General features: G+C 34.8%; 22 protein-coding genes. 13 read left to right on the forward strand and 9 right to left on the reverse strand.

The features are described 5' to 3' along the window. Positions 1-115 precede the first annotated feature (115 nt). Complete coding sequence (locus SO785_RS01385; protein WP_003548276.1) at positions 116-2,695, reverse strand: YfhO family protein; 2,580 nt, start codon at positions 2,693-2,695, stop codon at positions 116-118. A 90-nt stretch (positions 2,696-2,785) separates the two neighbouring features. Between SO785_RS01385 and SO785_RS01390 the strand changes: the two genes are divergently transcribed. The 9 genes from SO785_RS01390 to glnA all read left to right on the forward strand — a co-directional run bounded on the left by SO785_RS01390 (position 2,786) and on the right by glnA (position 10,839). Beyond that, positions 2,786-4,894 carry a peptidoglycan D,D-transpeptidase FtsI family protein gene (locus SO785_RS01390; RefSeq protein ID WP_011254485.1) on the forward strand — a complete coding sequence of 703 codons (2,109 nt, stop codon included), beginning with the start codon at positions 2,786-2,788 and terminating at the stop codon, positions 4,892-4,894. A 76-nt stretch (positions 4,895-4,970) separates the two neighbouring features. After that, the gene (rpmG, locus tag SO785_RS01395; protein WP_003548272.1) at positions 4,971-5,120 is read left to right on the forward strand and encodes a 50S ribosomal protein L33; all 150 of its coding nucleotides are present in this window, start codon (positions 4,971-4,973) and stop codon (positions 5,118-5,120) included. A gap of 53 nt (positions 5,121-5,173) precedes the next feature. Beyond that, entirely contained in the window at positions 5,174-5,737 is a 564-nt protein-coding gene (locus tag SO785_RS01400; RefSeq protein WP_003548253.1) for a 5-formyltetrahydrofolate cyclo-ligase, read from the forward strand. A 34-nt stretch (positions 5,738-5,771) separates the two neighbouring features. Next, entirely contained in the window at positions 5,772-6,452 is a 681-nt protein-coding gene (locus tag SO785_RS01405) for a rhomboid family intramembrane serine protease (RefSeq protein WP_011254484.1), read from the forward strand. Continuing rightward, positions 6,452-6,670, forward strand: a complete 219-nt coding sequence (locus tag SO785_RS01410) for a YqgQ family protein (RefSeq protein ID WP_003548250.1) — start codon at positions 6,452-6,454, stop codon at positions 6,668-6,670. Before SO785_RS01405 ends, SO785_RS01410 begins: the two co-directional genes overlap by 1 nt. Positions 6,671-6,728: 58 nt before the next feature. Continuing rightward, on the forward strand, positions 6,729-7,130 hold the full coding sequence (locus SO785_RS01415; RefSeq protein ID WP_003548248.1) for a rhodanese-like domain-containing protein: 402 nt from the start codon (positions 6,729-6,731) through the stop codon (positions 7,128-7,130). A gap of 71 nt (positions 7,131-7,201) precedes the next feature. Continuing rightward, positions 7,202-8,122: a tRNA (adenosine(37)-N6)-dimethylallyltransferase MiaA gene (gene miaA / locus SO785_RS01420; RefSeq protein WP_003548247.1), complete on the forward strand. Its 921-nt coding sequence runs from the start codon at positions 7,202-7,204 to the stop codon at positions 8,120-8,122. Next, positions 8,115-9,371 carry a methionine gamma-lyase family protein gene (locus tag SO785_RS01425; protein ID WP_021874132.1) on the forward strand — a complete coding sequence of 419 codons (1,257 nt, stop codon included), beginning with the start codon at positions 8,115-8,117 and terminating at the stop codon, positions 9,369-9,371. Before miaA ends, SO785_RS01425 begins: the two co-directional genes overlap by 8 nt. A gap of 130 nt (positions 9,372-9,501) precedes the next feature. Then, positions 9,502-10,839: a type I glutamate--ammonia ligase gene (gene glnA, locus SO785_RS01430; protein WP_003548245.1), complete on the forward strand. Its 1,338-nt coding sequence runs from the start codon at positions 9,502-9,504 to the stop codon at positions 10,837-10,839. A 52-nt stretch (positions 10,840-10,891) separates the two neighbouring features. Here glnA and SO785_RS01435 read toward each other — a convergent pair whose 3' ends face one another. Together SO785_RS01435 and SO785_RS01440 are read right to left on the reverse strand one after the other, a co-directional pair. Next, a complete protein-coding gene (locus SO785_RS01435; RefSeq protein ID WP_011254483.1) occupies positions 10,892-11,656 on the reverse strand; it encodes an ABC transporter permease in 765 nt (254 codons plus the stop codon). Continuing rightward, on the reverse strand, positions 11,637-12,293 hold the full coding sequence (locus SO785_RS01440) for an ABC transporter ATP-binding protein (RefSeq protein WP_003548243.1): 657 nt from the start codon (positions 12,291-12,293) through the stop codon (positions 11,637-11,639). The genes SO785_RS01435 and SO785_RS01440 overlap by 20 nt, the downstream gene beginning before the upstream one ends. A gap of 193 nt (positions 12,294-12,486) precedes the next feature. Between SO785_RS01440 and SO785_RS01445 the strand changes: the two genes are divergently transcribed. Then, complete coding sequence (locus SO785_RS01445) at positions 12,487-13,392, forward strand: ABC transporter (RefSeq protein WP_003548242.1); 906 nt, start codon at positions 12,487-12,489, stop codon at positions 13,390-13,392. A gap of 103 nt (positions 13,393-13,495) precedes the next feature. After that, positions 13,496-14,506 (forward strand): LptM family lipoprotein, encoded by a 1,011-nt coding sequence (locus SO785_RS01450; protein ID WP_003548241.1) that lies wholly within the window; start codon positions 13,496-13,498, stop codon positions 14,504-14,506. A 101-nt stretch (positions 14,507-14,607) separates the two neighbouring features. On the opposite strand, the gene SO785_RS01455 is transcribed toward SO785_RS01450, so the two are convergent. Next, positions 14,608-17,583 carry an LPXTG cell wall anchor domain-containing protein gene (locus SO785_RS01455; RefSeq protein WP_003548239.1) on the reverse strand — a complete coding sequence of 992 codons (2,976 nt, stop codon included), beginning with the start codon at positions 17,581-17,583 and terminating at the stop codon, positions 14,608-14,610. Next, entirely contained in the window at positions 17,571-18,287 is a 717-nt protein-coding gene (locus tag SO785_RS01460; RefSeq protein ID WP_230470417.1) for a prolipoprotein diacylglyceryl transferase, read from the reverse strand. Before SO785_RS01460 ends, SO785_RS01455 begins: the two co-directional genes overlap by 13 nt. A gap of 287 nt (positions 18,288-18,574) precedes the next feature. Here SO785_RS01460 and SO785_RS01465 point away from each other — a divergent pair, with 287 nt between their 5' ends. Beyond that, positions 18,575-19,984 (forward strand): DHA2 family efflux MFS transporter permease subunit, encoded by a 1,410-nt coding sequence (locus SO785_RS01465; RefSeq protein WP_003548236.1) that lies wholly within the window; start codon positions 18,575-18,577, stop codon positions 19,982-19,984. Positions 19,985-20,042: 58 nt separating this feature from the next. Here SO785_RS01465 and SO785_RS01470 read toward each other — a convergent pair whose 3' ends face one another. From SO785_RS01470 to SO785_RS01485, 4 genes are read right to left on the reverse strand one after another with little or no spacing between them, the layout of a single operon-like run. After that, positions 20,043-21,251, reverse strand: a complete 1,209-nt coding sequence (locus SO785_RS01470) for an acetate/propionate family kinase (RefSeq protein ID WP_021874130.1) — start codon at positions 21,249-21,251, stop codon at positions 20,043-20,045. A gap of 30 nt (positions 21,252-21,281) precedes the next feature. Beyond that, a complete protein-coding gene (locus tag SO785_RS01475) occupies positions 21,282-22,733 on the reverse strand; it encodes an FGGY-family carbohydrate kinase (protein WP_003548232.1) in 1,452 nt (483 codons plus the stop codon). A 14-nt stretch (positions 22,734-22,747) separates the two neighbouring features. Then, complete coding sequence (locus SO785_RS01480; RefSeq protein ID WP_003548230.1) at positions 22,748-23,689, reverse strand: transketolase family protein; 942 nt, start codon at positions 23,687-23,689, stop codon at positions 22,748-22,750. Continuing rightward, positions 23,682-24,515, reverse strand: coding sequence for a transketolase (locus SO785_RS01485; RefSeq protein ID WP_003548228.1), 834 nt, complete (start codon positions 24,513-24,515; stop codon positions 23,682-23,684). The genes SO785_RS01480 and SO785_RS01485 overlap by 8 nt, the downstream gene beginning before the upstream one ends. Positions 24,516-24,644: 129 nt before the next feature. On the opposite strand from SO785_RS01485, the gene SO785_RS01490 reads away from it, so the two are divergent. Continuing rightward, complete coding sequence (locus tag SO785_RS01490) at positions 24,645-25,658, forward strand: substrate-binding domain-containing protein (RefSeq protein WP_003548226.1); 1,014 nt, start codon at positions 24,645-24,647, stop codon at positions 25,656-25,658. The last annotated feature ends 246 nt before the right edge of the window (positions 25,659-25,904 follow it).

Here is a 25,904-nt window from a genome sequence, read left to right on the forward strand (position 1 = left end):
ATTCAAATCTTCTTTCTGTTATTAATTTATCCGAATGATAACGTATACATTTTATTACATTTTTGGGTGGTTGGTCCAGCATTATTTTTGCTGTTAGCGTTATCATGCCTGCTTTTTATCCAATTCTTAATAAAATTATAATAGTTAAGAGGCTAATTAGGATACCAACTAAGAATATCCACGGGATATAAACAAGGGTAATTTTATGCTTTCCTTTACTCAATGAAAAGTTTAAAAAGGTATTCATAAATAGAATTTTATTTTTATTTATGATTTTATCATTATCTAGAACTAACCAATTGAAGTTGTTAGGAATAGTGGAATTCATCGTCATGGTTTTATTAATAGTGAAAGTATTAGATTTAATGACTAAAGGGGAAGTTTGCCTAATAACTGGCTGTTTTTTATTGAAAATATTCATTTCATGATTAAGTCTTTGGACATTCAAACGCCAAATACTAGCAGAAGTTAGGTTTAAATTGTTATTTTTTAGAGTAAATACTATTTGAATACGTTGTCCCCGTTGTTTACTGCCGAGATTAATTAAGCGAGTGTTTTGGTCGCGAACATCTAGATTGATGCTTTGACCATTAACATACATATTAGTCGTATTTTCATCAATTTCACCAGGTAATTCAATGTAATATGAGTCATCGGTTTGCGGTCTAAAATTGAAGACGACGCGACTTTCTTTGTTGTGTTTCTTTTTAGAATATTGCATCCAACCGCCGTCCCAACTAGAAACATTAATTTTTTTAGGATCAGGCCAAATGACATTATGGAAAAGCTGAGCTTTAGAACCTGTAGCAGTTTGAAAAAATTTATTTTGGTTAATAGTGATGTTAGCTGGATCAAATTTAATCTTTTTAGTTTTGTTTGGCGATAAAAATAAAAGTGATGCTGCATCGGGATTTTTCATTAGAATTAGTTGATTGAATCTTTTTTGAATTAAGTAGTCCCCTACATCGATTCGATGGTTAGAATTATCATATTTCATCTGCTTATTAGATTTAAGGGGAGTAATATCATCATTAGGTAAAATATAATATTTAATTCCAAATAGGTCATCAGTAATTGGAGTACTACCAAAGTTAGTATAAGAATTGCTGTTGTTTAAAAAGCCGAAGTTATCTAGCAACTTTAAAACATTTTGATCAGAAATTGAATTGAAATTGCTAATACCATAGTAGTTGGAGCTAAAAGGATCATCATCTGAACGATAAAAAGTTTTTTCAGTTCGATATAAGTTATCGTCGATTTGTTTTTCATATTGGGTAACTTGGGCCGTATTTTGAACAAAATTTTGATAGTCAGCATCTTTTTGATAGGCTAAATTTCCAAGTGATAGTACCAAATTGACGATTAATTCAAGTTCTACAACTAAGTAAAAGAATGGGGCGGCTAAGCTATGCTTACGATAGATTAAGGAAATAAATAAAAGAGCAAGTGCTAGAAATGCACCTGAAGCGATTAATGCGTCTTGAGTTAAAAATGCAAAATCTTTTTGATTAAAAAGCCAAAAAATAATTAATCCAATAGCTAAAATAGCTAAGATTCCTATTTGCCAGAGATAAATTTTCTCCGTTTGTTTTAGAGCGATGATGGCTAAATTTAAACTAAAGAAAATTAATACAAAGCTAAAGCGACCGGGATACCAGACGGGGAATTGACCTAAATGCCACAGTAGAACTAGTGGCGTCCAGAAAAGGGATGCGATTAAAAATATTAATAATAGGCCGTTAGCTAATTTTCTTTGCCAAGTAATTTGTTTTCTTAAAAAGTAAAGAATAGTAAGTAAAACGAATGGTAAGGCAATATAAATACTGGGCATCCCTTCCTGCATTTCATGGAAGTTATAGGCACCTGCAGCAAGCTTAGCTAGTTCTTCATAAGGTGGAAATTGAAAATTCAGCGACCATTGTGCAGAAGCCGTTGCCTTACCTTGAAGCATTTCAATGAAAACAGGTAGCAACATGAATGCATCTAAAAATGAACCAAGTACGCTTCTTTTTAGATATTCTATAAAAATTGCCCCACGTTTATCTTTATTGATGAAGAAAAGCTGAGTTAACAAGTATAGCAATCCGAAAAATAGTGCCATAAAAGCAGTATAAAAATTGGTAAACCATAGTAAAAAAGTAATCAAGATTAGATGATTTTTCTTACCGTTTAAAACTCGGTCAATTGCTTCAATTAATAAAGGTAATAGTAAAACAGAATCAAGCCACATCAAATTATAGTGGTTAGAAACAACATAACCTGATAGTGCATAGGCTGCGCTGGCAGCTAAAGCGTAAAAGTCATTAATTTTTTGTTTCCAGTAATAGTAACTAGTCAATCCAGCTGTAGCAATTTTTAATGTGATGATTAATAAAATTACTTTTGGTAAAAAGTGTTGCGGAAATACAAATAATAATAGGTTAAAAGGACTAAGTAGATAATAAGCATCTGTGGCTAGCATCGAATTACCTAATCCATTTGAAAAAGTGTAGATTAAATTAAATGGGTGAGTAAATAAGTTGTGTCTAAAAAATGCAAGAAAGTCAACATATTGTTGTCCCAGATCAACCGTTAAAACACCATTTTTAGTATAAAAAAAGTAACTAAAAAAGATTAATCCCGGTAAAATAAAACTCATTAAATAAAGTATTTTTTCTTTCTCTAATAAATTGTGCGTAATAAAAAATTTCTTCATCTTAAGATTTCTCTAATCTCCATTCTCAATCGTAGAATTAACGTTCAGTTTTTGTTAAAATACATACAGTTTTAGTGAGGGAAGATTTACGTGGACTATTTTAGAAAAAACAGTGGGACTGGTTCAAATAAACAGTCCTCAACACCAATAAGAATGCGAATCATTCTGGGTGTGATCCTCGTACTTTTTGCGATGCTGATAGGGCAGCTTGCATATTTGCAACTGGTTTATGGTTCTCGCTTTAAAGCCGAGGTACAGCAGTCTGATTCCACAGTTGTATCAAATCAAGTGCCTCGTGGTGTAATGTATGACGCCAAGGGACGAGTATTAGTAGGTAATAAAGCAACTAATGCGATTACTTATACTAAAAGTGCATCGACTACGACGGCGCAAATTTACCAAATTTCGAACGCTTTGAGTAATTATATCAAGATTACTGATGAAAAGCCGACAAAGCAAATGACGGCTGATTACTACTTAGCAGATGAAAAGAATAATACCAAAATAGAATCATTATTGCCTAAATCAGCTAAGGTTGATGCTGGCGGCAATAAGAAGACTAATTCTGAAGTTTATCAAGCTGAATTAGCGTATGTTGAAAAAATGAATCCTAAGCTGACTGAAAAACAGAAAACAGCAGCTTTGATCTTCAATAAGATTTCAGGAGCCTACACTTTATCAACTATTTATATTAAAAATAAAGGTTTAACGGATAGAGAAATTGCTCAAGTAGGTGAACACTTGTCAGAACTTCCAGGTGTAGGTATCGGAACTGACTGGCAAAGATCATATCCAAATGGTTCATCAATTCAAAGTATTATCGGTTCAGTTTCAACTGAAAAATCTGGTTTGCCTAGCGATAACTTACAGTACTATTTAAGAAATGGTTACTCTAGAAATGATCGTGTTGGTACGTCATATCTAGAAGAAGAATATGAACCGCTTTTAAAAGGTACGAAGTCAACTAGTCAGGTAACTACTAAATCAAATGGTAATATTCAACAAACCAAGACTGTTTATAACGGTCAAGCTGGTGCAAGTTTGATGTTAACTATTGATGCCAAGTATCAAAAACAAGTTCAAGCTGCTTTAAAGCGTGTTTATAGTTCTGCTGAAGCGGCAGGTGCTGCACGATATTCCAATGGTGCGTATGCTGTAGCAATGAATCCTCAAACTGGTGCGCTTCTCGCTGTTGCCGGTATTAATAGAAATACTAATACTGGTAAAACTACGGATAATGCGTTAGGCGTAATTAACCAATCATTTGTTATGGGGTCCGTTGTTAAAGGAGCGACTGTATCGGGTGGTTTAATTAATAAAGTAATTACACCAACAAATAATACTTTACCTGATACGCCAATTTACTTGCCAGGTTCTCCAGTTAAGAAATCAGTTTACCCAGTAGGTACTTTCAGTTCTCTTGATGCAGAAACCGCTTTGGAAGTTTCCAGTAACATTTACATGATGCACTTAGCTATGAATTGGGTTGGTGCTAAGTATGTGCCTAAGACTTATATTCATATGCCCAATAATTCATTTGACATTTTACGTCGTAACTTTGCAATGTTTGGGTTAGGACAAAAGACTGGTGTTGACTTACCAGGTGAAGTTTCAGGTATTCAGGGTAAGTCATTTAACTCTAAAGGTAATATTTTATCAGGTTCTGTACTTGACTTGGCCTATGGTAACTATGATGCATATACGCCAATTCAACTTGCGCAATATGTATCAACTATTGCTAATGGCGGCTACAGAATGCAGCCATATATTGTGCAATCTGTAGGTAAGACAAGCAAAGATGGTAAAAAGATCTATATTAATTACAATAAAAAGCCAAATGTTCAACAATCCATTCCATGGACTCCAGATGAGCTTAACGTTGTAAGACAAGGGTTTTACCGTGTAGTTCACGGTACTAACGGTTGGGGTACTGCTCACCCACTGAAGAATGTTAAACCTTCAATTTCAGGTAAGACCGGTACTGCTCAAACTTTCTATTACGATGCAGAACATCCTAATAGAAAGCACAACATTGAATTAATCAATGCAACTTTCATCGGTTATGCTCCATCTAATAATCCAAAATTAGCAATCGCAGTTGTATTCCCAGGACTTGATCCTGATGGTGAAGGTACATATACTTTACAGGTTGCTAAAGCAATGGTTCAAGATTATTTCAAGCTTCATTCCACAAAATAAGTAATTAATACTGGTCAAATTGCTTGAAAAATGCTATTCTAGTACAGTCAGAATAAAAGTGTAGGTGGTGAAAAAAATGGCAGATAACATCATTTTAGAATGCACCGAATGTGGCGATAGAAGTTACTTATCTAAGAAGAACAAGCGTAAGCATCCGGAACGTTTATCTTTGAAGAAGTATTGCCCAGTTGAAAGACGCGCAACACTTCACCGTGAAACTAAGTAATAAATTGAAGTAGCAGGTTGTGTGCCTGCTACTTTTTTATTTTTAGGTGAAAAATGCAAAAATCAGAAATAAGAAAAATACAAATAAAAAAATTAAAAGAATTTGCTACTACTGAAGAAAAGAAAATTGAAGATGCAGTTTTATTAGAAAAGTTAATGGGGACTAATCTAATAAAAAATAGTCAAACTATTGGTGTAACTGCCTCCATGCCTTTTGAAGTAGATACCTCTGAATTGATCGCTCGTTTATGGGATCTAGGAAAAGAAGTCTATTTAGCAAAAGCAAGAACCGATCAAAATCACACTTTAGATTTTCTTCACTACACTTATATGAGTAAATTAGTTAAATCTAAATTTGGTGTTGAAGAAATTGCTGATAAAAGTGCTAAAGTGAATAATGAACTTGATTTAGTAATTGTTCCCGGTCTTCTTTTTGCTACTGATTCGCATGTTAGGATAGGCTTTGGTGGCGGCTACTATGATCGTTTTTTAGCAAAATATAATCCTAGAACGATTTCTTTGGTTAATACTCCAATGCAAACTGCTACCTCGGATTGGCTAGTAGAAAAAACAGATGTCCCGGTTCAAACGATTGTGACAACTGATAGAATCTATTAAAATAATTGAAATAACTAAATTAAGGGGATTGTAAATGAATCGAAAAATTAATTTGTCACAATCATTTGTGACTTTAGGGATTTTGATTATTTTAGTAGTGGTCTTTTTAGTTGAAATGTTTCTTGGCGGATCTGAAAATGTCAATGTATTGATGAAAATGGGGGCCATGAATAATTTTGCTGTAGTAGCAGGGCATCAATGGTGGCGTTTGTTTACAGCACAATTTCTGCATATTGGGGTAATGCACCTTGTTTCTAATGCAGTAATTATTTATTACATGGGTCAATATATGGAACCAATTATGGGACATACTAGATTCTTAGTGACATATTTATTAGCCGGAATTGGTGGGAACTTGATGAGTTTAGCCTTTAGTGCTGATAGAGGTTTAAGTGCTGGTGCTTCTACCGCTTTGTTTGGTCTCTTTGGTGCAATGACCGCGATCGGACTACGTAATTTTCGAAATCCAATGATCAGCTATTTGGGTCGACAAGCTTTGGTTTTAGCTTTAATTAACTTGGCACTGGATATCTTTGTTCCAGGAATTGATATTTGGGGACATATTGGTGGCTTAATTGCTGGATTCTTACTGGCAATTATTCTAGGAGATCGTGTCATGAAGACTTACAATCCAAAATGGCGTGTCTTAGCTGCTGCCGTTTTGGTTGTTTATGTAGTGTGGACTGTTAGAACAGGAATGGTTATCAACTTCTAATGAAAACTTTATACGATGTACAACAGCTTTTAGAAAAATATGGCATTTTAGTTCATGTCGGTAAAAGAATTTGGGATATTGAATTGATGGCCCTTGAACTTGATAATATTAATCATGCCGGACTAATTGATCATCATGATTATATGATGGCTAAATTGATCTTAAGTAGAGAACATCGAATTGAAGAACTAAAAGAGAAGAAAAAGGATAGCAAGTAAATTAGTTTAGCGGTATCATTATATTTGTAAGTTTTTATGAAAGGGCAGATTAAAGTTTATGTCGAATTTTTTGATTGTCTTAGATATTATTTTATTAATCATTGTGTTGATCATCATTGGTATTTGGGGATGGAATAAGATCCAAGCCAAATCATTGGGTGGCGAATTGACTAATGAAGAATTCAAGAAGGGCATGCGTAAGGCACAAATCATCGATCTGCGTGAAAAAGAACCTTTTAAGCGTAAGCATATTGAGGGGGCACGCAATTTGCCATATACAATGCTTAAGTATCAATATGGTGAGCTTAGAAGCGATTTGCCAGTATATCTTTATTCAGACTCAAATACAATTACTTTGAGAGCTGCCCGCTTTTTGAAGAAGAAGGGCTTTGTTTCTATCCACTGGCTCAAAGGCGGTTTTGAAGCTTGGGACGGTAGAACTAAGAAGTCAAAATATTAATAGAGAAAGACACATTTGGGGATTTTTGGCCTAAATGTGCTTTTTTGTATCAAAATTGAAAAGATGGTTTTATGCAAAAAGTATTAGCGATTGTGGGTCCGACTGCTATTGGAAAAACTGATTTGGCCATTTCTTTGGCGCAAAAGTTAAATGGTGAGATCATTTCTGGTGATTCTATGCAGGTTTATCAAGAAGTAGAAGTGGGGACTGCGAAGGCAACAAAAGAAGAACAGGCGAAAGTTAAGCATTATTTAGTTGATAATCGCTCGGTTTTTGATGAATACTCTGTTAAGGACTTTGTTGATGAAGCAAAAAAAGCAATTAGTGAAGTAGCTAAAAAGGGAAAATTACCAATTTTGGTTGGTGGCACCGGTTTTTATGTGAATGCTTTACTTAATGAAATGCAATTAGGTGAAAGAAATGATGAAGAGCGTGGAACTTCGCAAAAATGGGAAGATTATCTTAAAGAAAATGGTGCAGAAAAATTGTGGCAGATTTTAAATGAAAAAGATCCTACGGCTGCGGCTAAAATTCCTGTGCCTAATTCACGTAGAACGATGCGCGCTTTAACTGTAATTGATCGAACAGGAAAAAAGTTCTCAGAACAACAAAAAAAGATAAAGCCGAGATATGATTATTTGATTATCGGGCTTAATTCTGATCGCCAAGAGATCTATCGTAGGATCAATTTACGTGTAGATAAGATGATGGGGAAAGGGATGCTCGAAGAGGCAAAGTTTATTTATGATAACCGTGATAAAGAGCATCAAATTTTACAAGCAATTGCTTATAAGGAATTTTTCCCATATTTTGATGGAGAAAAAAGCTTGGAAGATTGTGTAACGCAGTTAAAGACTGCCTCTAGACGTTATGCTAAAAGACAATTGACCTATTTTAGAAATCAATTACCAATTCAATGGTTTGACCCATTGAATGACTTAGAATGTGAACAAAAGATTATTAATAAAGTTAGGGAATGGGAAAATGGATAATTTACCAGATAAATTACAAAACATTGTTGAAGAAGTTGATCATCAAATCGCTCCTAAGTTAGAAGAAATTGAAGATCAAATTGTTTATAATCAGGCAAAAGTTTTAAAAGCTTTTCAAGATAATAATGTAGCAGAAGCTGACTTAAATGGTGCTACTGGTTATGGCGATGACGATATTGGCCGCGACAAGCTGGATAAAGTTTATGCGCAAGTTTTTGATACAGAAGATGCGCTAGTTCGTCCGCAATTTGTATCAGGGACGCATACGCTTTTTACTGCTTTAAGTGGAAATTTGAAATATGGTGATACCTTAACTTATTTGACGGGGATGCCTTATGATACTTTACAAAAAGTGATCGGGCTGACTGATGATAAGCGAGGTACTTTAGCTGAAAAAGGCGTTAAGTTCTCATATGTTCCATTAAGTGATGAAAATTTAATCGATTATGATGTAGCTGAAAAGATCCTTAAGCGTGATCAGCCTAAGATGGTTGCTATTCAACGGTCTCGTGGTTATTCAACTAGAAAAACTTTTACGGTTGAACAAATCAAAGAAATGATAAGTTTTGTAAAAAAGGTTAGCCCAAATAGCATTATATTTATCGATAATTGTTACGGCGAGTTTGCGGAAAAATATGAACCAACTGAATATGGTGCAGATTTAATGGCAGGGTCTTTGATTAAAAATGCTGGAGGTGGTCTAGCTAAGACCGGTGGATATATTGTCGGTAAAAAAGACTTAGTTGAAAATGCTAAATTGCAATTAACCGCTCCTGGTTGTACCGATGAAGGGGCTACAATTGGACATTTACACGATCTATATGAAGGATTTTTCTTAGCGCCAAATGTAACTGGCATGGCTGAAAAAGGAATGATTTTTGCAGCCGCATTATTTGAAAAAATGGGACTAAATGTAACTCCGGCGTGGGATGAAAAACGTAGTGACATTATTGAAACAATTATCTTTAATGATCCTGAAAAGATGGTCAAATTTGTTCAAGAAGTACAGAAGAACTCACCTATCGATTCATTTGTAACTCCTGAAGCAGTTCACATGGAAGGTTATGAGGATAAGATCATTATGGCCGCTGGTAATTTTGTATCAGGGTCAACGATTGAATTTTCAGCAGATGGTCCGATTAGACCGCCTTATGCAGTGTATATGCAAGGTGGTTTAACTTATGCGCATGATAAGGTAGCAATTATTAATTCGGTTCGCGATACATTTTTAACAAAAAGTAAAGTTTGATAAAAGTCAGCAGACCAATTTGACTTTTTCTAATTGGTCTGCTATTGTATTAGACAGTTCTAGGAGATAAAAATTAATCGTAGGACCAGACCAATTTTATATTTTTTGTTTTTATAGGTGGATAAATACTATGAGTAAACAATACACTGCAGAAGAAATTAAAACAGAAGTTGAAGATAAGAACGTTAGATTTTTACGTTTATGCTTCACTGATATTAACGGTACTGAAAAGGCAGTTGAAGTACCAACTAGTCAATTAGATAAAGTATTGACCAACGACATTCGCTTTGACGGATCATCAATTGATGGATTTGTTCGTCTTGAAGAAAGTGACATGGTTCTATATCCAGACTTTTCAACTTGGTCAGTATTACCATGGGGTGATGAACACGGCGGCAAGATCGGTCGTTTGATTTGTTCAGTTCACACAACTGATGGTAAAGCTTTTGCAGGTGATCCAAGAAATAACTTGAAACGAGTTATTGGTGAAATGGAAAATGCAGGCTTTGATGCATTTGACATTGGTTTTGAAATGGAATTCCACCTCTTCAAGTTAGATGATAATGGTAACTGGACTACTGAAGTTCCAGATCACGCTTCATACTTTGATATGACTTCAGATGATGAAGGTGCACGCTGCCGTCGTGAAATTGTTGAAACTTTGGAAGATATGGGCTTTGAAGTTGAAGCTGCTCACCACGAAGTAGGTGATGGTCAACAAGAAATTGACTTTAGATTCGACAATGCTTTAGCAACTGCTGATAGATGCCAAACCTTTAAGATGGTTGCTCGCACCATTGCTAGAAAACACGGTTTGTTTGCTACATTTATGGCTAAGCCTCTTGAAGGTCAAGCTGGTAACGGGATGCACAACAACATGTCACTCTTTAAGGGTAAGAAGAACGTATTCTACGACAAAGATGGTGAATTCCACCTTTCAGATACTGCTCTTTATTTCTTGAATGGTATTTTGGAACATGCTCGTGCAATTACTGCAATTGGTAACCCAACTGTTAACTCATACAAGCGTTTAATTCCAGGTTACGAAGCACCTTGTTACATTGCTTGGGCTGCTAAGAACCGTTCACCACTTGTTCGTATTCCAAGTGCTGGTGAAATTAACACTCGTTTGGAAATGCGTTCAGCTGATCCAACTGCTAACCCATACTTATTACTTGCTGCATGTTTAACTGCTGGTTTAAACGGTATTAAGGAACAAAAGATGCCAATGAAGCCAGTTGAAGAAAACATCTTTGAAATGACTGAAGAAGAAAGAGCAAAGAAGGGTATTAAGCCATTACCAACTACTCTTCACAACGCAGTTAAGGCATTTAAGGAAGATGATTTAATTAAGAGTGCATTAGGTGATCACTTAACTCGCAGCTTTATTGAATCCAAGGAATTGGAATGGTCTAAGTATTCACAATCAGTTTCAGATTGGGAACGTCAACGTTACATGAACTGGTAATTCTAAGCATAGATAATAAATAAAGAGTTTGAGAATTTTCTCAAGCTCTTTTTTAGTATCTCTTTAACTGTGCACGATCATTGAAATAATTCTTATAGGCCAAATATCCTGCAATAACAGCACCCAGGCCTGTAGCAGATAAAAGCATGAAAGTAACCATGATCTGATATTTGATTGCATAAACTGGATCAACACCGGCAAAGATTAAGCCAGACATCATACCGGGCAGGTTAACTAGACCAACAGTTTTAGCAGAATCAATCGTTGGCTGCATCGCAGTTTTAATACCTCTTCTTAAAATTGTCATACTAGCTAGTTTGGGTGTGGCACCTAAAGCTAATTTTTCTAATACTTGTTGTCGTTGATCTTGAAAACTATCATGAATACTCTTGTAACACAAACCAATTGCGACCATTTCATTTCCAGCAATCATCCCTGTAATTGGAATAATTTGCATTGGTTTAAGCTGAATGGTTTTAGAGAGCAATAGGACACCAAGAGTCACATATGTCCCGACAAGTAAAGCAATGAATGATTGCATAAACTTACGATCAGGATTAGGATCACGCTTATTAGCGTTCCATGATGCATTAAAAATGATTAAAATGGTGATTGCAATAGTAAAAATAGCATTATCAACGTGGAAAATATACTTCAATGCATATCCAACAATGACTAATTGAATAATTGCCCGAACTACGCTATAGAGAACGTCTTTAGTTAATCCTAATTTTTCTTTACAAGAAATACCAACTGAAATTAGCACTAAACTGAAGGCTAACAGAAGTGACCAATTACTAACGGCTAAACTTTTCATCTGTAAAAACTCCTTTAGAAATTACAATAGTATGATGAGCAGAACGTAATTCTTCATTATCATGTGTAACTTGGATAATCGTAGTTCCTTGCTGATAAATATTGTTAATAAAATCATGAACAATATTTTTACTATTTTCGTCAAGTCCCGTGGTAATTTCATCTAGTAATAAAACTTTAGGTTTAAATAGTACATTACGGATTAAGGCCACACGCTGTTTTTCACCACCTGAAAGTTGATCGACATTTTTCTTGAGATAATCTTCATCAAGCAGTACTTTTTTTAAGGCAACAATTACTTTTTCTTGATTGAATGGCCTGTTTCTAACAATAAAAGGAAATTCTAAATTATCTTTTACTGTTTTACCGAATAATACAGGCTGCTGAAAACAATAAGATACTTGTTTACGGTATTTTTCTGGAGAATATTCATTGATGTTTTTATCCCTAAAATAAATGTTTCCTGAAGTTGGACTGATTAAATCAGTGATAAGTTTTAAAATAGTACTTTTACCACTGCCTGATGGACCTGTAATGGTCAAATAATCATTTTCTTTAATTTTTAAAGTTAAATTCTTGATGATATTTTTGTCATCAATAGTTAATCTAATATTTTTTAGTTCTAATAACATTGGCATAACTTCTTTCTATTCTTTTTAACTATACTTCTTTATAAAAACTTTTTTAGTAATCTTTACCAAATTTAAATCAATTAAACACTGCAAAATCGCTTAAAATGCTTTATAATGATAAAAAACAACGGTAAATAGTATCCCTAAGATTGCTTTTAGGGATATTTTTGTATTTACACTGAGATTTGGAGTTTTTGAATTGAGTAGAAAAATATTCGCAATGATTTGTTTAATAACCGCTACAGTGGGAATAACAGCATGTAGCAATAATTCTGGTACTGAAAATAATAAACAAGTTAAGCAAACTCAGAAGAAGACTTCACCCAAGTTAAGAGTAAAAGAATTAACTAATCCTGAACAAGCGAGCGCATTAACGACTTATGCAGCTATTAAATATAAAGGTCGTTGGCAGGAAGTTTATCAAAAGGCGGATAAAAACAAGTTATATGTAAGCTTAAAGAGTAGAGTTGGTTTTAAGCATTTTACCAAAGGAAAAGGCTACATCTACGAAGTTAGTGGTAATGGCAAAGAAAATGCTACTTTCTATACTTTTAATAAACAAACTGTGTATTTTTATTCGCGTCAAAAGAGAGTTGGAAGTACCAGCTTAGATGAAATTATTTCTTTTTTGAATAAAGAAAAGAAAGTGCAAAACGTAAAGTCTTTAGCTAAGAAAACAAAATATGCAGCTGCAATTACTTCTGATAAATATGGAATCAAGGGTGATAATGGGCTAGTCAATGTACCTAAAAATTTAATTGGAACATGGTATAACAGAAGAGGCAAGAAGTTGGTTATTACAGCTCATACAGTTGCTGGTAAGGAAATTCATAGTATTGCTAGTGGTGGCTTAGTAACTGATTATTTTGTACAAACAAAGGATTGGTCACGTGCTAGAATAGAAAATATTAACGGCGTTGATTGTTATCATGTTCAAGAAATAAATGCTCAAGATTTTGGTATATTATATTCAATGCAGAAAAAAGGAAAGAATGATGCGATAGCTACATATAGTGTTGATACCGGTAGCTATACAGGTTCATATTGGAAGAGTAAAAAAATTGCTCAAGAAAATGTTACTGCAAAGTTTAAGAGTTTAAAGTAAGTTGTAAATTTTAGATAATAATATTGTAAAGGTTTGGACAACATCGTTTTTTATAATATTATTAGGGCATAGAGATAGATTTAAAATAGAAAGAGGAATTCTTTTGAAACGTAAATTAACTGTATTGGTTGCCATTTCCGCTGCTTTGACTTTAGCAGGATGTAGTCAAACTTCACAAGGAAATAGTCAACCTCAACAATCAAAAACAAGTAAAGTTTCTAAAAACAATTCAAATACTTCGAGTTCTTCAGAATCTGGTTCAAAAAATAATAACCAAAATAGTAATAACAATGGTTCTACTAAACTTTCTGCAGAAAATATGGATTATAAGACTACTGCCAGTGCAATCACTGTTTATGCTGCACAAAAGTATGGTGATTCATGGGAAATTGCTATGAATGCTGCTAAAAGCAACAACTTGGGCGTAGCATTTAGAACTAAGAGTGCAACAGGCATTTCTTCTGATAATAATGGTTATGTCTATGAAGTTAGTGGTACTGGTAAAAGCAGTAATGCTCGTTATATGTTAAAAGGTGACGGTGCAGGTAAGGAAGTTACAATCTTTATTAAACAACGTAACCTAGGTACTACAACTTTGAGCGAAATAGTTAAATACATTAACGATAATAACGATGTTAAAACTGTTCAAGATTTAGCTAAGAATGCGCAATTAGATGTTAAACTTGAAGGCAACGAAGATAGTAATCAAGCTTCATCATCAGAAAGCGTAATTCCATCAGAACTTCAAGGTACGTGGTACACCGCTGATACAGGCAATGGTAATATTGATACTTTGACTGTTTCAGGTGATAAGATCAATGATGAAGCGGGCTTTAGCATGAATGTTAAGAAGGAAAATACTGATAAAGCTGATTCAGATTCATTGTCAGGCTACATGAAGCAAACTACTATTAATGGTATTAAGTTCTACAGCTTTACTAATATGGGTCAAGAACCAGGACAAGGTAGCACTTACTTAGCTCGTCATACTGAAAATGGTCAAGAAGTCATCGTTTCAGCTAACTCAAAGGGTACTACTAATGCAGTTTACTGGAAGAGCAAAGACTTGGCTAAGCAAAATACCAATAAACAATTTAGCGATTTGAAGTATTAATTGAAAAACTGAATATAATAAAAACTTTCGGAGTTATTAACTTTCGAAAGTTTTTTTGTACAAAAATAAGCATCTCGCTATTGAGATGCTTATCATCAAAATTAGTTCTTCTTCTTTTTCTTGATAGCTGTGCCTAAAGTAGTGAGTGCACCAGCAAGTCCAGCCATAATAATACCCATCATAGAAAGGTTATCCTTATTTTCACCAGTTTGTGGTAATGCTATCTCGTTATCAGTTGTAGCTAAGCTATTTTGTGAGTTAGCACTACTGTTTTGAGAAGCAGTTATTGATTCTGAAAGTGAAATAATAGTTGCCTTCTTGCCTGTAGCTTTGCTACCAGTGACAGTTTTGCCTTTATTATCCTTGTTACTTTCAGATTGAGCAGAATCTGAATCTGGATTTGCTTTTTTATCATCATCTTCTATATCTTCAGAAAGCGGAGGGGTGAATTCAGTTGGAGTTGTAACTGGTTTAACTTCTGGTCCTTCTTCAGGCTTAGGTGTAGTATTTTCGGTTGAATCACTTGAGCCAGGATTATTGCCTGAGTTATTTGAGTCACCTGAGCCATTGTTATCATCAGGATTAGATGGATTTTCTGGATCTACACCCATGTCAGGATCGACATTAGGAGTGTCAGGTTCAGCTGGCTTGTCGGGATCAGCAGAACCGGGGTTAGCGTTAATGACATAGCTTAATTGGAGAAGTGAGCCATATTCATGGTTGTTAATAATACTTTGAATCAAGTCAGAATCAAGACCTGGAATTGTGTTTGTATTTTCAACTTCTGCTTTTAATCCAGCATGATCATTACCATTAACAGTGGCAGAAATGTCATATTTGTTGTCAGATTCAGGTAATTTCTGTCCTAAGTTACTGTCGCTAGTCCATTTACCTGATGTAACGCTAGTAATATGGAATTTATCACCTTTAAGTTCAGCAGTTAATGTAACTTTCTTAGTAACGTCTACTGTGATGTTTGGTAAACCATTGATCATATTACCAGAAATGGATTGTGAGAGTTGCTTGTTAAAGTCAACAGTTGCAGACCAAGTGCCATCTCCATTATCTGTCCAAGTAAGGGCCCCGTCTTCGATCTTATCGATGATGTCGTCTTTTTCCTTATCTGTAACATCATCTGACCAAATGTTGTCGTCATCCTTGTTAGGAGGAGTTACTGTATCTGGTTGAGGCTTAATAGGAGTGTAGTTAACGATGTAACTGATAGTGTCGCCATCTTTAAGAATGTCCCAAGCACTGGCATTAATTACGATATTACCATCGTCATCGATCTTGAATCCATCAAACTTAGTGCCATCGATAGAAGCAGATACGTCATGCTTGTATCCAGGTCTATTAACGTTAATAGGATTGTCATCCTTAACAGTAACATCACCGAAGCCCTTAATGTCTACAGTCCATTTCCCGTCTTTTAAGGTAAGTGTAACTGTAGCTGCTTGTGATAGGGTAATCTGGTTAATGTTGCCATTAGCGTTAGCGATATTCTGAGTAATGACTTTATTAATAGTGGTGTTAGCAGTCCAAGAACCATCAGGATTTTCAACCAAGTCATCTTTGTCGATGCCTGGAGGTAAGATGATATCGCCAAATACAGGAGAGTAAGTCACGGTGTAGTTGATGGTTTGGCCGTTTTGAAGGTTAGCCAAAGCCTTGTCATTAACTACAAGTTTACCATCCTCAACCTTAAAGTCTGATTCACCAATAATATCAGCTTCAACCTTGTCGATGGAGTAACCAGGCTTATTAATGTCGATTGGAGTATAACCATTAATCTCAACCTTAGGTTCTGAGACTACCCATTGAGCATTTTCCTTGTCCCAGGTAACTGTAACTGAAACAGTTTGTGAGAAAGTAATATCATTAGCAGGTTTGCCGTTAACAGTTTGATTGATTACTTTATCAGTGGTAATAGTGCCAGTAAAAATATTTTCATTATCTTTATCTGGCTTCAAGTCATCTAGGTCCATGTTTGGAGGTAAGGCAATATCGCCAAAGTTAGGAGAATAAGACACTTTGTAGTTGATAGTAATTTGATTATTGTTATTTTCTAATTTACTAAAATCAAGATTCGTTGAAAGATGACCATTTTCAACTTTATGTGTAAAGTTGTCACTACTGGTACCAGTAATAGAAGCAGACACATTGTGATTGTAGCCTGGCTTAGAGATATCTGTAGATTCAAGAGAATCATTTGGTGTCCAATTAGATTGATTTACTGTCAAAATTTTGAAGTTATTAGTATTACCATCACGTTGAATAGTAATAGTGACATCTTTTGTAAGGTGGATTGTTTGCTTGTTTTCTTGATCTAATCCATTAATGGTTTGAATGATATCTTTATTTAAAGTTACTGTACCGGTCCAGATATTATCTTTATCTTGGTCTTTAGTGAAATCAACATTTTGGAAGAGATCATTCCACTCCTTTTTGTCATCACCATCAATGACATCAACCCAAGTTGGTTTTTTAACGGCAATTTGTTCAATATCGTATTTAAAGGTTACATCTGTACCTTTTTGTAGGATGGTATTGAAGATACTATCTAAATTAGTTTTAATTACTTTGTCTTCAAGGCTGATATTATTGTTTATATTGTAATCATCAAATTTGGGTCCTTCAATTGTGCCTGTGACTCTGTTTTCAAAGCCTTCTGGAGCAGTAGGAATATTTACTGCATCAAAATCATCTTTCGGAGTATTAGTATCAGGGTCTACTTTATTAATGTTGCTGACTTTTACATCGCTAATTATAAATTTATAATTACCAAAAAGTGCATCCCATCCGCTCATATTAGGATCAATCGCAATATATATGACTACATCGTAGTTAACTTTGATTTGTTGTGTGGATTGCTGTGAACCGTTATTTACTGTTTGGGTAATAGTAATTTCTTTGTTTGCAGTTGCTTGCCATTGGGGATTTTTATGATCAAAAGGATCAACTCTGTCGATTTTTAAACTTTCATCAAAAACATCTTCCCATCCAGGGTATTTTTCTTGATCACTAATGTGATCCCATGAAAGTCTATTATCTTCTATCCACTTAATTATTCCTTGCAATATAGCATCTGTCCAATTAGCTTTTCCTTCAAATTCTGCAAGTTTATCCGGATCAGAAAGAATTGAATTGATAAAGTCTCATTAATATTATCTTTATCAGGCTTAGCTGCGTCAGGAAGGATAGAACCATCAATGTTAATGGCGTCATCTTTTATGTTTCCTTTATTTAACTCATTTTCATTTTTTTCTACTTCATCTTTTTTATCTGAATCAGCTTTGGATTCTTCTTTTTCTGATGAAGAGTCAGTTTCGTTTTTAGCTGGAGTTTTTTCACCTTCTTCTGCTTTATCAGTTTCAGGCTGGGTAGCAGGAGTAGTAGTCTCTGGTTTTTGAGTTTCTGTATTTACAGCATCTTTATTTTCATTATTAGTATTGTCAGTAGCGGTAGTGTCTTGACCTGGCTTTTCAGCTTCAGGTTGAGTAGCAGGGGATTGAGTTCCTGTGTTTACACTGCCGTTATTTTCATTATTAGTGTTGCCAGTAACAGTTTCTGCTGGTATCTCTGTAACAGTCTCTTCCTTAACATTAGGTGTTGATTCAACTGTAGAGGTACCTTCAGTTTCTTGAACTGGGGCAGAGAATTCAACAGCTGGTTCTTGTTCCGCGGTTAATTCTGTCGCAGCTTCAGTTTGAACAGTCTCAGTAGTTTGAGCTGGATCAATTTCTGAAGCAGATACTTCTTTTGAGGATAAGTTAATCCCCATACCAACACTTAACAACAGGATCCCAGTACCTGTTGTTAGTTTTCTAATAGCAAATTGTGTTTTTTGTCTCTAAACATCTTGTAGCCCTCCGTAAAAATGGGTTATTTAATGTGTATTAAAGTTTTACAATATATATTATATGACACGATGTCACTTTTATGAAACAAAAAATTAAATACTATATTTAAATAACTATGCTTTTCTGTTGCTTTTTAAAATTTTTACTTACGAAGAAAAAATTTTTCTGGTAAAGTAATCAACGTTGCAATAAAAAGGGGGGAAAATTAATGGAAAATACACAAATGGGAATGAAAGCTAGAATTGATGTTAAGCATCCTTGGCTTGCCATTCTGCCATTAATGATAGGATCATTTGTAGGAATGTTTAGTGAAACTTCACTTAATATTGCCTTACCACAGTTGATGAAGGCTCTTCAAGTTGGTCAGTCTTCAATTCAATGGCTGGTTACCGGCTATATGCTCGTAATCGGGATAATCCTGCCACTTTCAAGTTTATTTACTAAGTGGTTTACGACCAAAAAGTTAGTTTTATTTGGCCTTGCTGCCTTTATTATTGGATCGCTTATTTCAGGTTTTGGAATTAATTTTTCAATGGTATTAATGGGAAGAATGATTCAGGGGATTGGAACTGGAATTATCTTGCCTTTAATGTTTACTATTGCAATGTTGATTTTTCCACCTAACAAATTAGGGACAGTCAACGGTGTTCTTGCTTTAGTAATTATGTTTGCACCAGCAATCGGGCCAACTCTTACTGGTTTGATTTTAGCAGTTGGCAGCTGGCGTGATATCTTCTTTACTTTTGTAGTATTTTTAGTGATTGCCTTTGTAATTGGTTTGTTTACTTTGCAAAATGTTAGCCAAATTACTAAGCCAAAAGTTGATTTTATTTCAATTATTTTATCAATTATTGCCTTTTCAGGTTTAATTGCTGGTGCAAGCTTTGCTAGTGAATTGGGTTGGCTTTCAATTCAAGTTCTTGCTTGCTTAATTGGCGGTATTATTGCATTGATTTTCTATGTAAAACGTCAATTGAAACTTACCGTACCTGTGCTTAATATGCGAGTATTTGAACATCGAAACTTTACTTTAGGTGCAGTACTAGTAATGATCGATTTTGGTATTATTTTGTCAGCTATGTATTTGTTGCCACAATACTTGCAGAATGGGTTACTGGTTGCGGTTGCTCTAACCGGTATTATCATGCTTCCAGGTGGCATTATCAATGCACTTGTTTCTGCATTAGCTGGTAGAATGTACGATAATTCTGGTGCAAAATGGCCAACTAGAATTGGTTTTACCATTGCGTTAATCGGTGCGATTATGCTTAGCTTGGTGACTACTCATAGTGCTAGTTGGTACGTCATCTTAGCTCACGTTGTGTTAATGATTGGCGCACCACTTGCTATGTCCCCATCACAAACTTCGGCTTTGAATTCACTTAAAGGTCTTGAGTCAGCAGATGGTTCCGCAATTTTGAATACGATGCAACAAATTGTTGGTGCGTTAGCGACAGCTCTTGCTACTAGTTTCTTAACTTTAGGTAGAAACGCTGTTAATGGATCAGCTGCTTTTAAGTTTACCAATGGTGTACACTATGGCATGTATTTCACTTGTGCTTTAGCGATTATTGGTATGATAATTTCATTATTTGTTACAGATGATGGAAAAGAATAGATCGTAGATATAACAAAAAAGAGAAGGTTTATTAAACCTTCTCTTTTTTGTTATTGGATCATTTTTTGAGGTGGGCCACTCTTACTACATCTCGTTCTATCATTAGTTCTTCATTGGTAGGGATGAGCATAACTGCGATTTTAGAATCGGGACAGGTAATTAGGCCAGCTTGATTAATTTTATTTTTTTCTAGATCTGCTACTACACCCATGAATTTAAGTGTATTCATGACTTGAGCTCTGACACCAGCATCATGTTCACCAACGCCAGCGGTAAAGATGATACCATCTACACCACCTAATTCAATAATGTAGGCACCTATATAGCGACAAATACGATTAATAAAGATGTTTCTTGCTAAATCAGCTCTTTTCTTTTTATCTCCACTTAAGCGAGCCATGTCGTCTCTTAAATCACGCATATCTGGTGAAATTCCGGATATGCCGAGTAAGCCAGAATTATTGTTTAAAATATCAATCATCTGGTTTCTATCAAGGTTTTCTTTTTCCATAATATAAGCTAATAAGGAAGGGTCGACATCGCCGGATCTGGTACTCATCGTTATTCCCGCAAGTGGGCTAAAACCCATTGAAGTATCAAATGATTTACTATCCTTAACTGCAGTAATCGATGCACCTGAACCGAGGTGACAAACGATTAATTTTAATTGATCTAGAGGCTTGTCTAATAGTTGTGCAGCTTTTTGAATTACGAAACGAACTGAGGTTCCGTGAGCACCATATTTTCTTGCTTTATATTTTTCATAGTATTTATAAGGAAGAGAATACAAATAATGTACCGGATCAAGTGTCTGGTGAAAAGCAGTATCAAAGACGGCTACTTCAGGAACGTTAGGTAAAAGCTGGAGAAAAGCCTTAATGACATCAGCTTCAGGTACATTATGTAGTGGAGCATATTCTTTTAAGTCATAAATTTGTTGTAAATTCTTTTGATTAATTAATGTTGAGTCTTTAAACGTTTCACCACCAGCAACGATTCGATGACCAATACCGATTATTTCATTGGATTCATTAATTACATGATATTTTTTTAAATTGGTCAGTAAAATCTTGACGGCTGTAGTTTGATCAGGAATCTCAACTTTCTCAGAATGAGCAGTTTTGTCAGCCAATTTTAATTCAAATGTAGAATCAGCTAAACCAACACGATCTGCCATTCCTTCGGCAATAACATCTTCTTGAGGGAAGGAAAATACTTTAAATTTAAAAGATGAACTACCGGCATTAATTACTAAAATCTTTTTCATAACATCATCTCGTTATTCTTGTAAGTTAGATTAAGATAAAATATTAATCCAATGACTCCATTCTTGTCGGTATTTTTGCGCGATATTTGAATTCATTCGTGTATTGTAAGCTTTCGATGATTGAATACCTGTTGTATGATTCATAGCATTCATCGCACTACCTACGGCACTTAACTCAGAAATATCTGCAACTTTTACTATTCTTTGAGTAATGTTACTTAAATATTGCATTAAGTATTTGTTGTGAATCATACCACCATCGGTATGAATTTCATTATTTACTTTTGGATAAAGTTGCTTAAACTCAGAAAGAATATCAGCAATTTGATAAACTAATGAATTTAAAGTTGCTCTAACTAATTCTTTTTTACTAGTAGTAGAAGTCATACCTACAAAGGCGGCTTTCATGTCTGGTTTCCAATAAGGAGCGCCTAATCCAGCAAAAGCAGGAATTAAAATTGTATGGTCTTCAGGATTGGCAGTGAGCGCTAAATCAGCAGTTTCATTAGGTGTGTTGATCAAATGTAAATTATCTTTGAGCCAGGTAATGCAAGCACCAGCATAATTTATGTTTCCTTCAAGTACATATGAAGGTTTGCCATTTAAAGACCAAGCAATTGAGGTATTAAGTTTATTATTAATATTAGCTGGTAATGAAGTACCTATATTAAGCATTACTGATGAGCCAGTTCCAAATGTAACTTTAAAATCACCAGCTTTAAAACAACCATGAGCAAAAAGTGCAGCTTGTGAATCGCCTAAAACACTTAAAATTGGAATAGGATGTGGAAGTAGACCAAATAAGTTAGTATTTCCAAAATGACCATTAGAATCTACAATTTGAGGAAGGCTTTCTAAATCTACTCCAAATATTTCACTTAAATTCTTGTCCCAATTTCCTGTTCGAATATTCATTAATTGAGTTCTGCAAGCATTAGATGGCTCGGTTTTGAATGATTTTCCGTCAGTAAGTTGATATATTAACCAGCTGTCCATTGTCCCCAAGCATAAGTCATTATTTTCGTGAGCTTGAATTACTCGAGGCTCATTTAAAAGCATCCATCCCCATTTGGCACCGGTAAAATATGGAGAAAGTGCTAATCCAGTTTTATCTTTAACTTCATTTTTAAGTTCAGGATAAGAAATTTTTTTGATTAATTTTTCAGCTCGATTATCTTGCCAAACAATTGTCTTACAGAGTGAATCACCAGTCTTTTTAGACCAAGCAGCTGCCGATTCTCGTTGGTTAGTGATTGCTAAGCCGATAAGTTGATCAGGAGAAACTTGTTCTAATACTTTTTTAAATAATTTTTGGAGATTTTCTTTAATTTCGCCTAGATCATGACTGACCCAGCCCTGATTATTAATAATTTGTTTATGAGGCAGAGCGGCTTTCCAAAAAATTTGATTATTCTGATCTACTAGTATTGCCTTTGTACCTTGAGTGCTCTGATCGATTGCTAGTATATATTTTTTAGACATAAGATCACCTGCTTTTATTTAGCAAGAATTTTTCTAACAGATTTTTCAATTCCTTCAGCATCAAGACCATAATAATGGAAGACTTCGTCTTGTGTACCTTGGATAGCAGGTTTATCTGGAAAACCAAGGCTATTAAGTTTGGCATGTCCATACTTAGCTACTTCGCTAGCAACTGCGGCACCAATACCATTGATTACATCGTGTTCTTCTATAGTGACAATTTGGTCAAATTCTTGAGCAAGTTTACCGATCATTTCTGTATCAATTGGTTTAATTGAGCCAAGGTCTACAACTTCGACATCGATGCCATCACTTGCAAGTTTTTCTGCGGCTTTTAATGTGAAGTATAAAGTCTCACCAGTTGAAATTAAGCAAATGTCTTTGCCAGGTTTAATAATTGTAGCCTTACCAGGAATAAACCCAAAGTCTTCGTGGTAAACATTATCTAGCTTACGCTTACCAATACGAACATATGCTGGTTTGTTAGATTTTAATAGGTAGTTAAATAATGCTTTAACTTGGTATTTATCACAAGGTTGGTAGACTTCAAGATCTGGAATAGCACGAGTTATAGCAACATCATTAAGAGAATGGTGAGTATTACCTAACCAGGTATAAGAGTTACCACCTGAAATACCAATTAATTTAACGTTATTCTTGTTAAAGGCAACGTCAACTTTTACTTGTTCAATTGAACGCATTGCCAAAAATGCAGCAGGAGAGAAAACAAAGGGATGCTTACCTTCGTGAGCTAAACCAGCGGCAACTGTAACAGCATTTTGCTCAGCAATACCCATTTCAACTGTGCGATCAGGGTGAGCGTTAGTAAATGGAACTAAACCAGCAGAACCGCGAGAATCACAAGTTACTACTAATAGATCAGAATCAGTAGCAGTTGCTTTGTCTAAAGTATCGGCAATGACAGCATTTGCAGTTAATTTTTCATCATTAGTCATTGTTAAGTGCCTCCATTTGTGCGTCTAATTCGCGTAATCCTTCTTTGTATTCAATTTCTGTTGGAATCTTGTGGTGCCAATCAGCTCTGTTTTCTGCAACAGTGATGCCTTTACCTTTTATAGTGTTAGCAATAATCATTCTTGGCTTATTAGTGTCGTTAGGCTTAGTTAAAACGTCAACTAAAGCACCAACATCATTACCATCAACTTCTTGAACGTCCCAACCAAAAGCACGGTATTTGTCGCCCAGTGGGTTAGAGCGCATAACTGAATCGGTTGTACCCGAAATCTGTAAGTCATTATGGTCAACGATAGCAGTTAGGTTATCCAAATTGTAGTTACCAGCAGACATAGCTGCTTCCCAGATAGAGCCTTCAGCTTGTTCGCCATCACCCATTAATACATAAGTGTGCTTTGGTGAATTATACATTTTAGCTGCTAAGGCAACGCCAACACCTAAACCAAGACCATGGCCCAATGAGCCGGTATGAAATTCCATTCCTTTAACATCAGTAGTTGGGTGACCAATATATGGACTGTTGAAAGTTGAATATCTCTTTTCTAAGTCATTACGGTCAATATAGCCTTTATCGGCTAAAACTTCGTACCAAATTTCAACGGCATGACCTTTACTTTGGATATATGTATCAACGTCTTTTTGTCCAAAGTTATCTTTGTTTTGATTCATTACACTGTAGTAAAGTGCAACTAAAATATCAGTACAAGATAAGTCTGAACCAGTATGTCCATTTTTGTGGTTATAAATTAATTCCCACGTTCTTTTTCTAAGTTCAACGGCTTTCTTTTTAAGATCAAGAATATCCATAAAAAACACCTCATTGTGATAAAAAAACTTGTAATTGCTTACAAAATGAGAATATCATGTTTATAGTTAGTTTAGTCATATTAAATATTTAGTTTAGTTTAAATTAGTAAATTCGATAAGGTGGTTTATATGGACTTAAAAATGAGTGATATTGCCAAAATGGCTGGTGTTTCTAAAGCGGCTGTATCATTTGCTTTAAACGGTAAGCCCGGTGTAAGTGATGAAACGAGAAAGAAGATTTTTAAAGTAATTAAAGATCAAGGCTATGAGCCGCTACGCAAACACAAAAAAGGCGGCGTTAGAAAAATTGCCAGTATTAGTTTAATTATTATTCAAGATAGAACAGGGATGATGAATCGAAGCTATGCCAGTTTGCCATTTTTTGATACTTTGGTGTCTGAACTTTCACAGAATGTCAGTGGAGCTGGCGGGCAGATGCAGATTGTTAATTTAGATATCAATCATTTACACGAAGGATTGAATAATGAAGCTTTACAACAATCAAAAGCGTCTATAGTTTTAGCAACTGATTTAAATCAAAAACAAGTTCAGTTAATTAATCGAAAATTGCGTAATGTGATTTTTGTTGATAATTATTTTGAGTATATTCAAGCCGATTTTGTTTCAATCGACAATTTTCAAGGAGCTTATAGGGCTGGAAAATTCATTGTTAAAAAAGGTTATAGAAAGATTGGATATGTAGCATCAAATCATGCAATTTCTAATTTTTTACAACGTCGATCTGGTTTTAGAAAGGCAATGAGGGAAGCAAATATACAGATTCCACCGGAATATGTATTTAGTTTAAATCCGACTGAATTAAGAGGAAGTTTACCAGCTTTATTTAGACAAAAAAATAATTGGCCTGAAGCAATTTTTTGTGAAGATGACTATATGGCCCTACGTTTATTGAATGCATTAACAAGACAAGGTATAAAAGTGCCACAGGATATTGCTGTAATGGGCTTTGATGACATTTCTGAAGACACAATGGTCATACCAGAATTAACTACAATACATGTTCCAATTACACAAATTGTTGATCAGGCAATTAATCAATTACAGTGTAAGGTAGCAGATACTGATTGGTTACCTCAAAAATGTTTTATTTCAACTAAATTGATTGAAAGAGAATCACTTTAGTAGTTTAGCTTAATTAAGTAAAAATCTGATTGAATGGTCTCCAGGTTTAGTTTATATTTTTAATTGTAAGCGAATACAATTAATTTAAATGGATTTAGGAGCTGGTTAACAGTTAATAAAAATATAGAAATATGTAGAAATTTATAGATGAAAACAAAAGATTAAGCTTGTTTAGAAAGTTAAACATGGAAAATAAGCTTTGATTCAATATTTACTTGTTTTGCTTCGTCTTCTTAGATAAACTTA

This window comes from Lactobacillus acidophilus (assembly GCF_034298135.1).
Classification (GTDB): Bacteria; Bacillota; Bacilli; order Lactobacillales; family Lactobacillaceae; genus Lactobacillus; species Lactobacillus acidophilus.

What these genes read in the sequence shown, in the direction of transcription:
- SO785_RS01470 (WP_021874130.1), bottom strand. Translation starts at nt 21,251, where the DNA reads ATGAAAAAGATTTTAGTAATTAATGCCGGTAGTTCATCTTTTAAATTT.
- SO785_RS01490 (WP_003548226.1), top strand. Translation starts at nt 24,645, where the DNA reads ATGGACTTAAAAATGAGTGATATTGCCAAAATGGCTGGTGTTTCTAAA.
- SO785_RS01485 (WP_003548228.1), bottom strand. Translation starts at nt 24,515, where the DNA reads ATGGATATTCTTGATCTTAAAAAGAAAGCCGTTGAACTTAGAAAAAGA.
- glnA (WP_003548245.1), top strand. Translation starts at nt 9,502, where the DNA reads ATGAGTAAACAATACACTGCAGAAGAAATTAAAACAGAAGTTGAAGAT.
- SO785_RS01465 (WP_003548236.1), top strand. Translation starts at nt 18,575, where the DNA reads ATGGAAAATACACAAATGGGAATGAAAGCTAGAATTGATGTTAAGCAT.
- SO785_RS01415 (WP_003548248.1), top strand. Translation starts at nt 6,729, where the DNA reads ATGTCGAATTTTTTGATTGTCTTAGATATTATTTTATTAATCATTGTG.
- SO785_RS01425 (WP_021874132.1), top strand. Translation starts at nt 8,115, where the DNA reads ATGGATAATTTACCAGATAAATTACAAAACATTGTTGAAGAAGTTGAT.
- SO785_RS01400 (WP_003548253.1), top strand. Translation starts at nt 5,174, where the DNA reads ATGCAAAAATCAGAAATAAGAAAAATACAAATAAAAAAATTAAAAGAA.
- SO785_RS01440 (WP_003548243.1), bottom strand. Translation starts at nt 12,293, where the DNA reads ATGCCAATGTTATTAGAACTAAAAAATATTAGATTAACTATTGATGAC.
- miaA (WP_003548247.1), top strand. Translation starts at nt 7,202, where the DNA reads ATGCAAAAAGTATTAGCGATTGTGGGTCCGACTGCTATTGGAAAAACT.
- SO785_RS01480 (WP_003548230.1), bottom strand. Translation starts at nt 23,689, where the DNA reads ATGACTAATGATGAAAAATTAACTGCAAATGCTGTCATTGCCGATACT.
- SO785_RS01405 (WP_011254484.1), top strand. Translation starts at nt 5,772, where the DNA reads ATGAATCGAAAAATTAATTTGTCACAATCATTTGTGACTTTAGGGATT.
- SO785_RS01435 (WP_011254483.1), bottom strand. Translation starts at nt 11,656, where the DNA reads ATGAAAAGTTTAGCCGTTAGTAATTGGTCACTTCTGTTAGCCTTCAGT.
- SO785_RS01410 (WP_003548250.1), top strand. Translation starts at nt 6,452, where the DNA reads ATGAAAACTTTATACGATGTACAACAGCTTTTAGAAAAATATGGCATT.
- SO785_RS01460 (WP_230470417.1), bottom strand. Translation starts at nt 18,287, where the DNA reads ATGGGGATTAACTTATCCTCAAAAGAAGTATCTGCTTCAGAAATTGAT.
- SO785_RS01475 (WP_003548232.1), bottom strand. Translation starts at nt 22,733, where the DNA reads ATGTCTAAAAAATATATACTAGCAATCGATCAGAGCACTCAAGGTACA.
- rpmG (WP_003548272.1), top strand. Translation starts at nt 4,971, where the DNA reads ATGGCAGATAACATCATTTTAGAATGCACCGAATGTGGCGATAGAAGT.
- SO785_RS01385 (WP_003548276.1), bottom strand. Translation starts at nt 2,695, where the DNA reads ATGAAGAAATTTTTTATTACGCACAATTTATTAGAGAAAGAAAAAATA.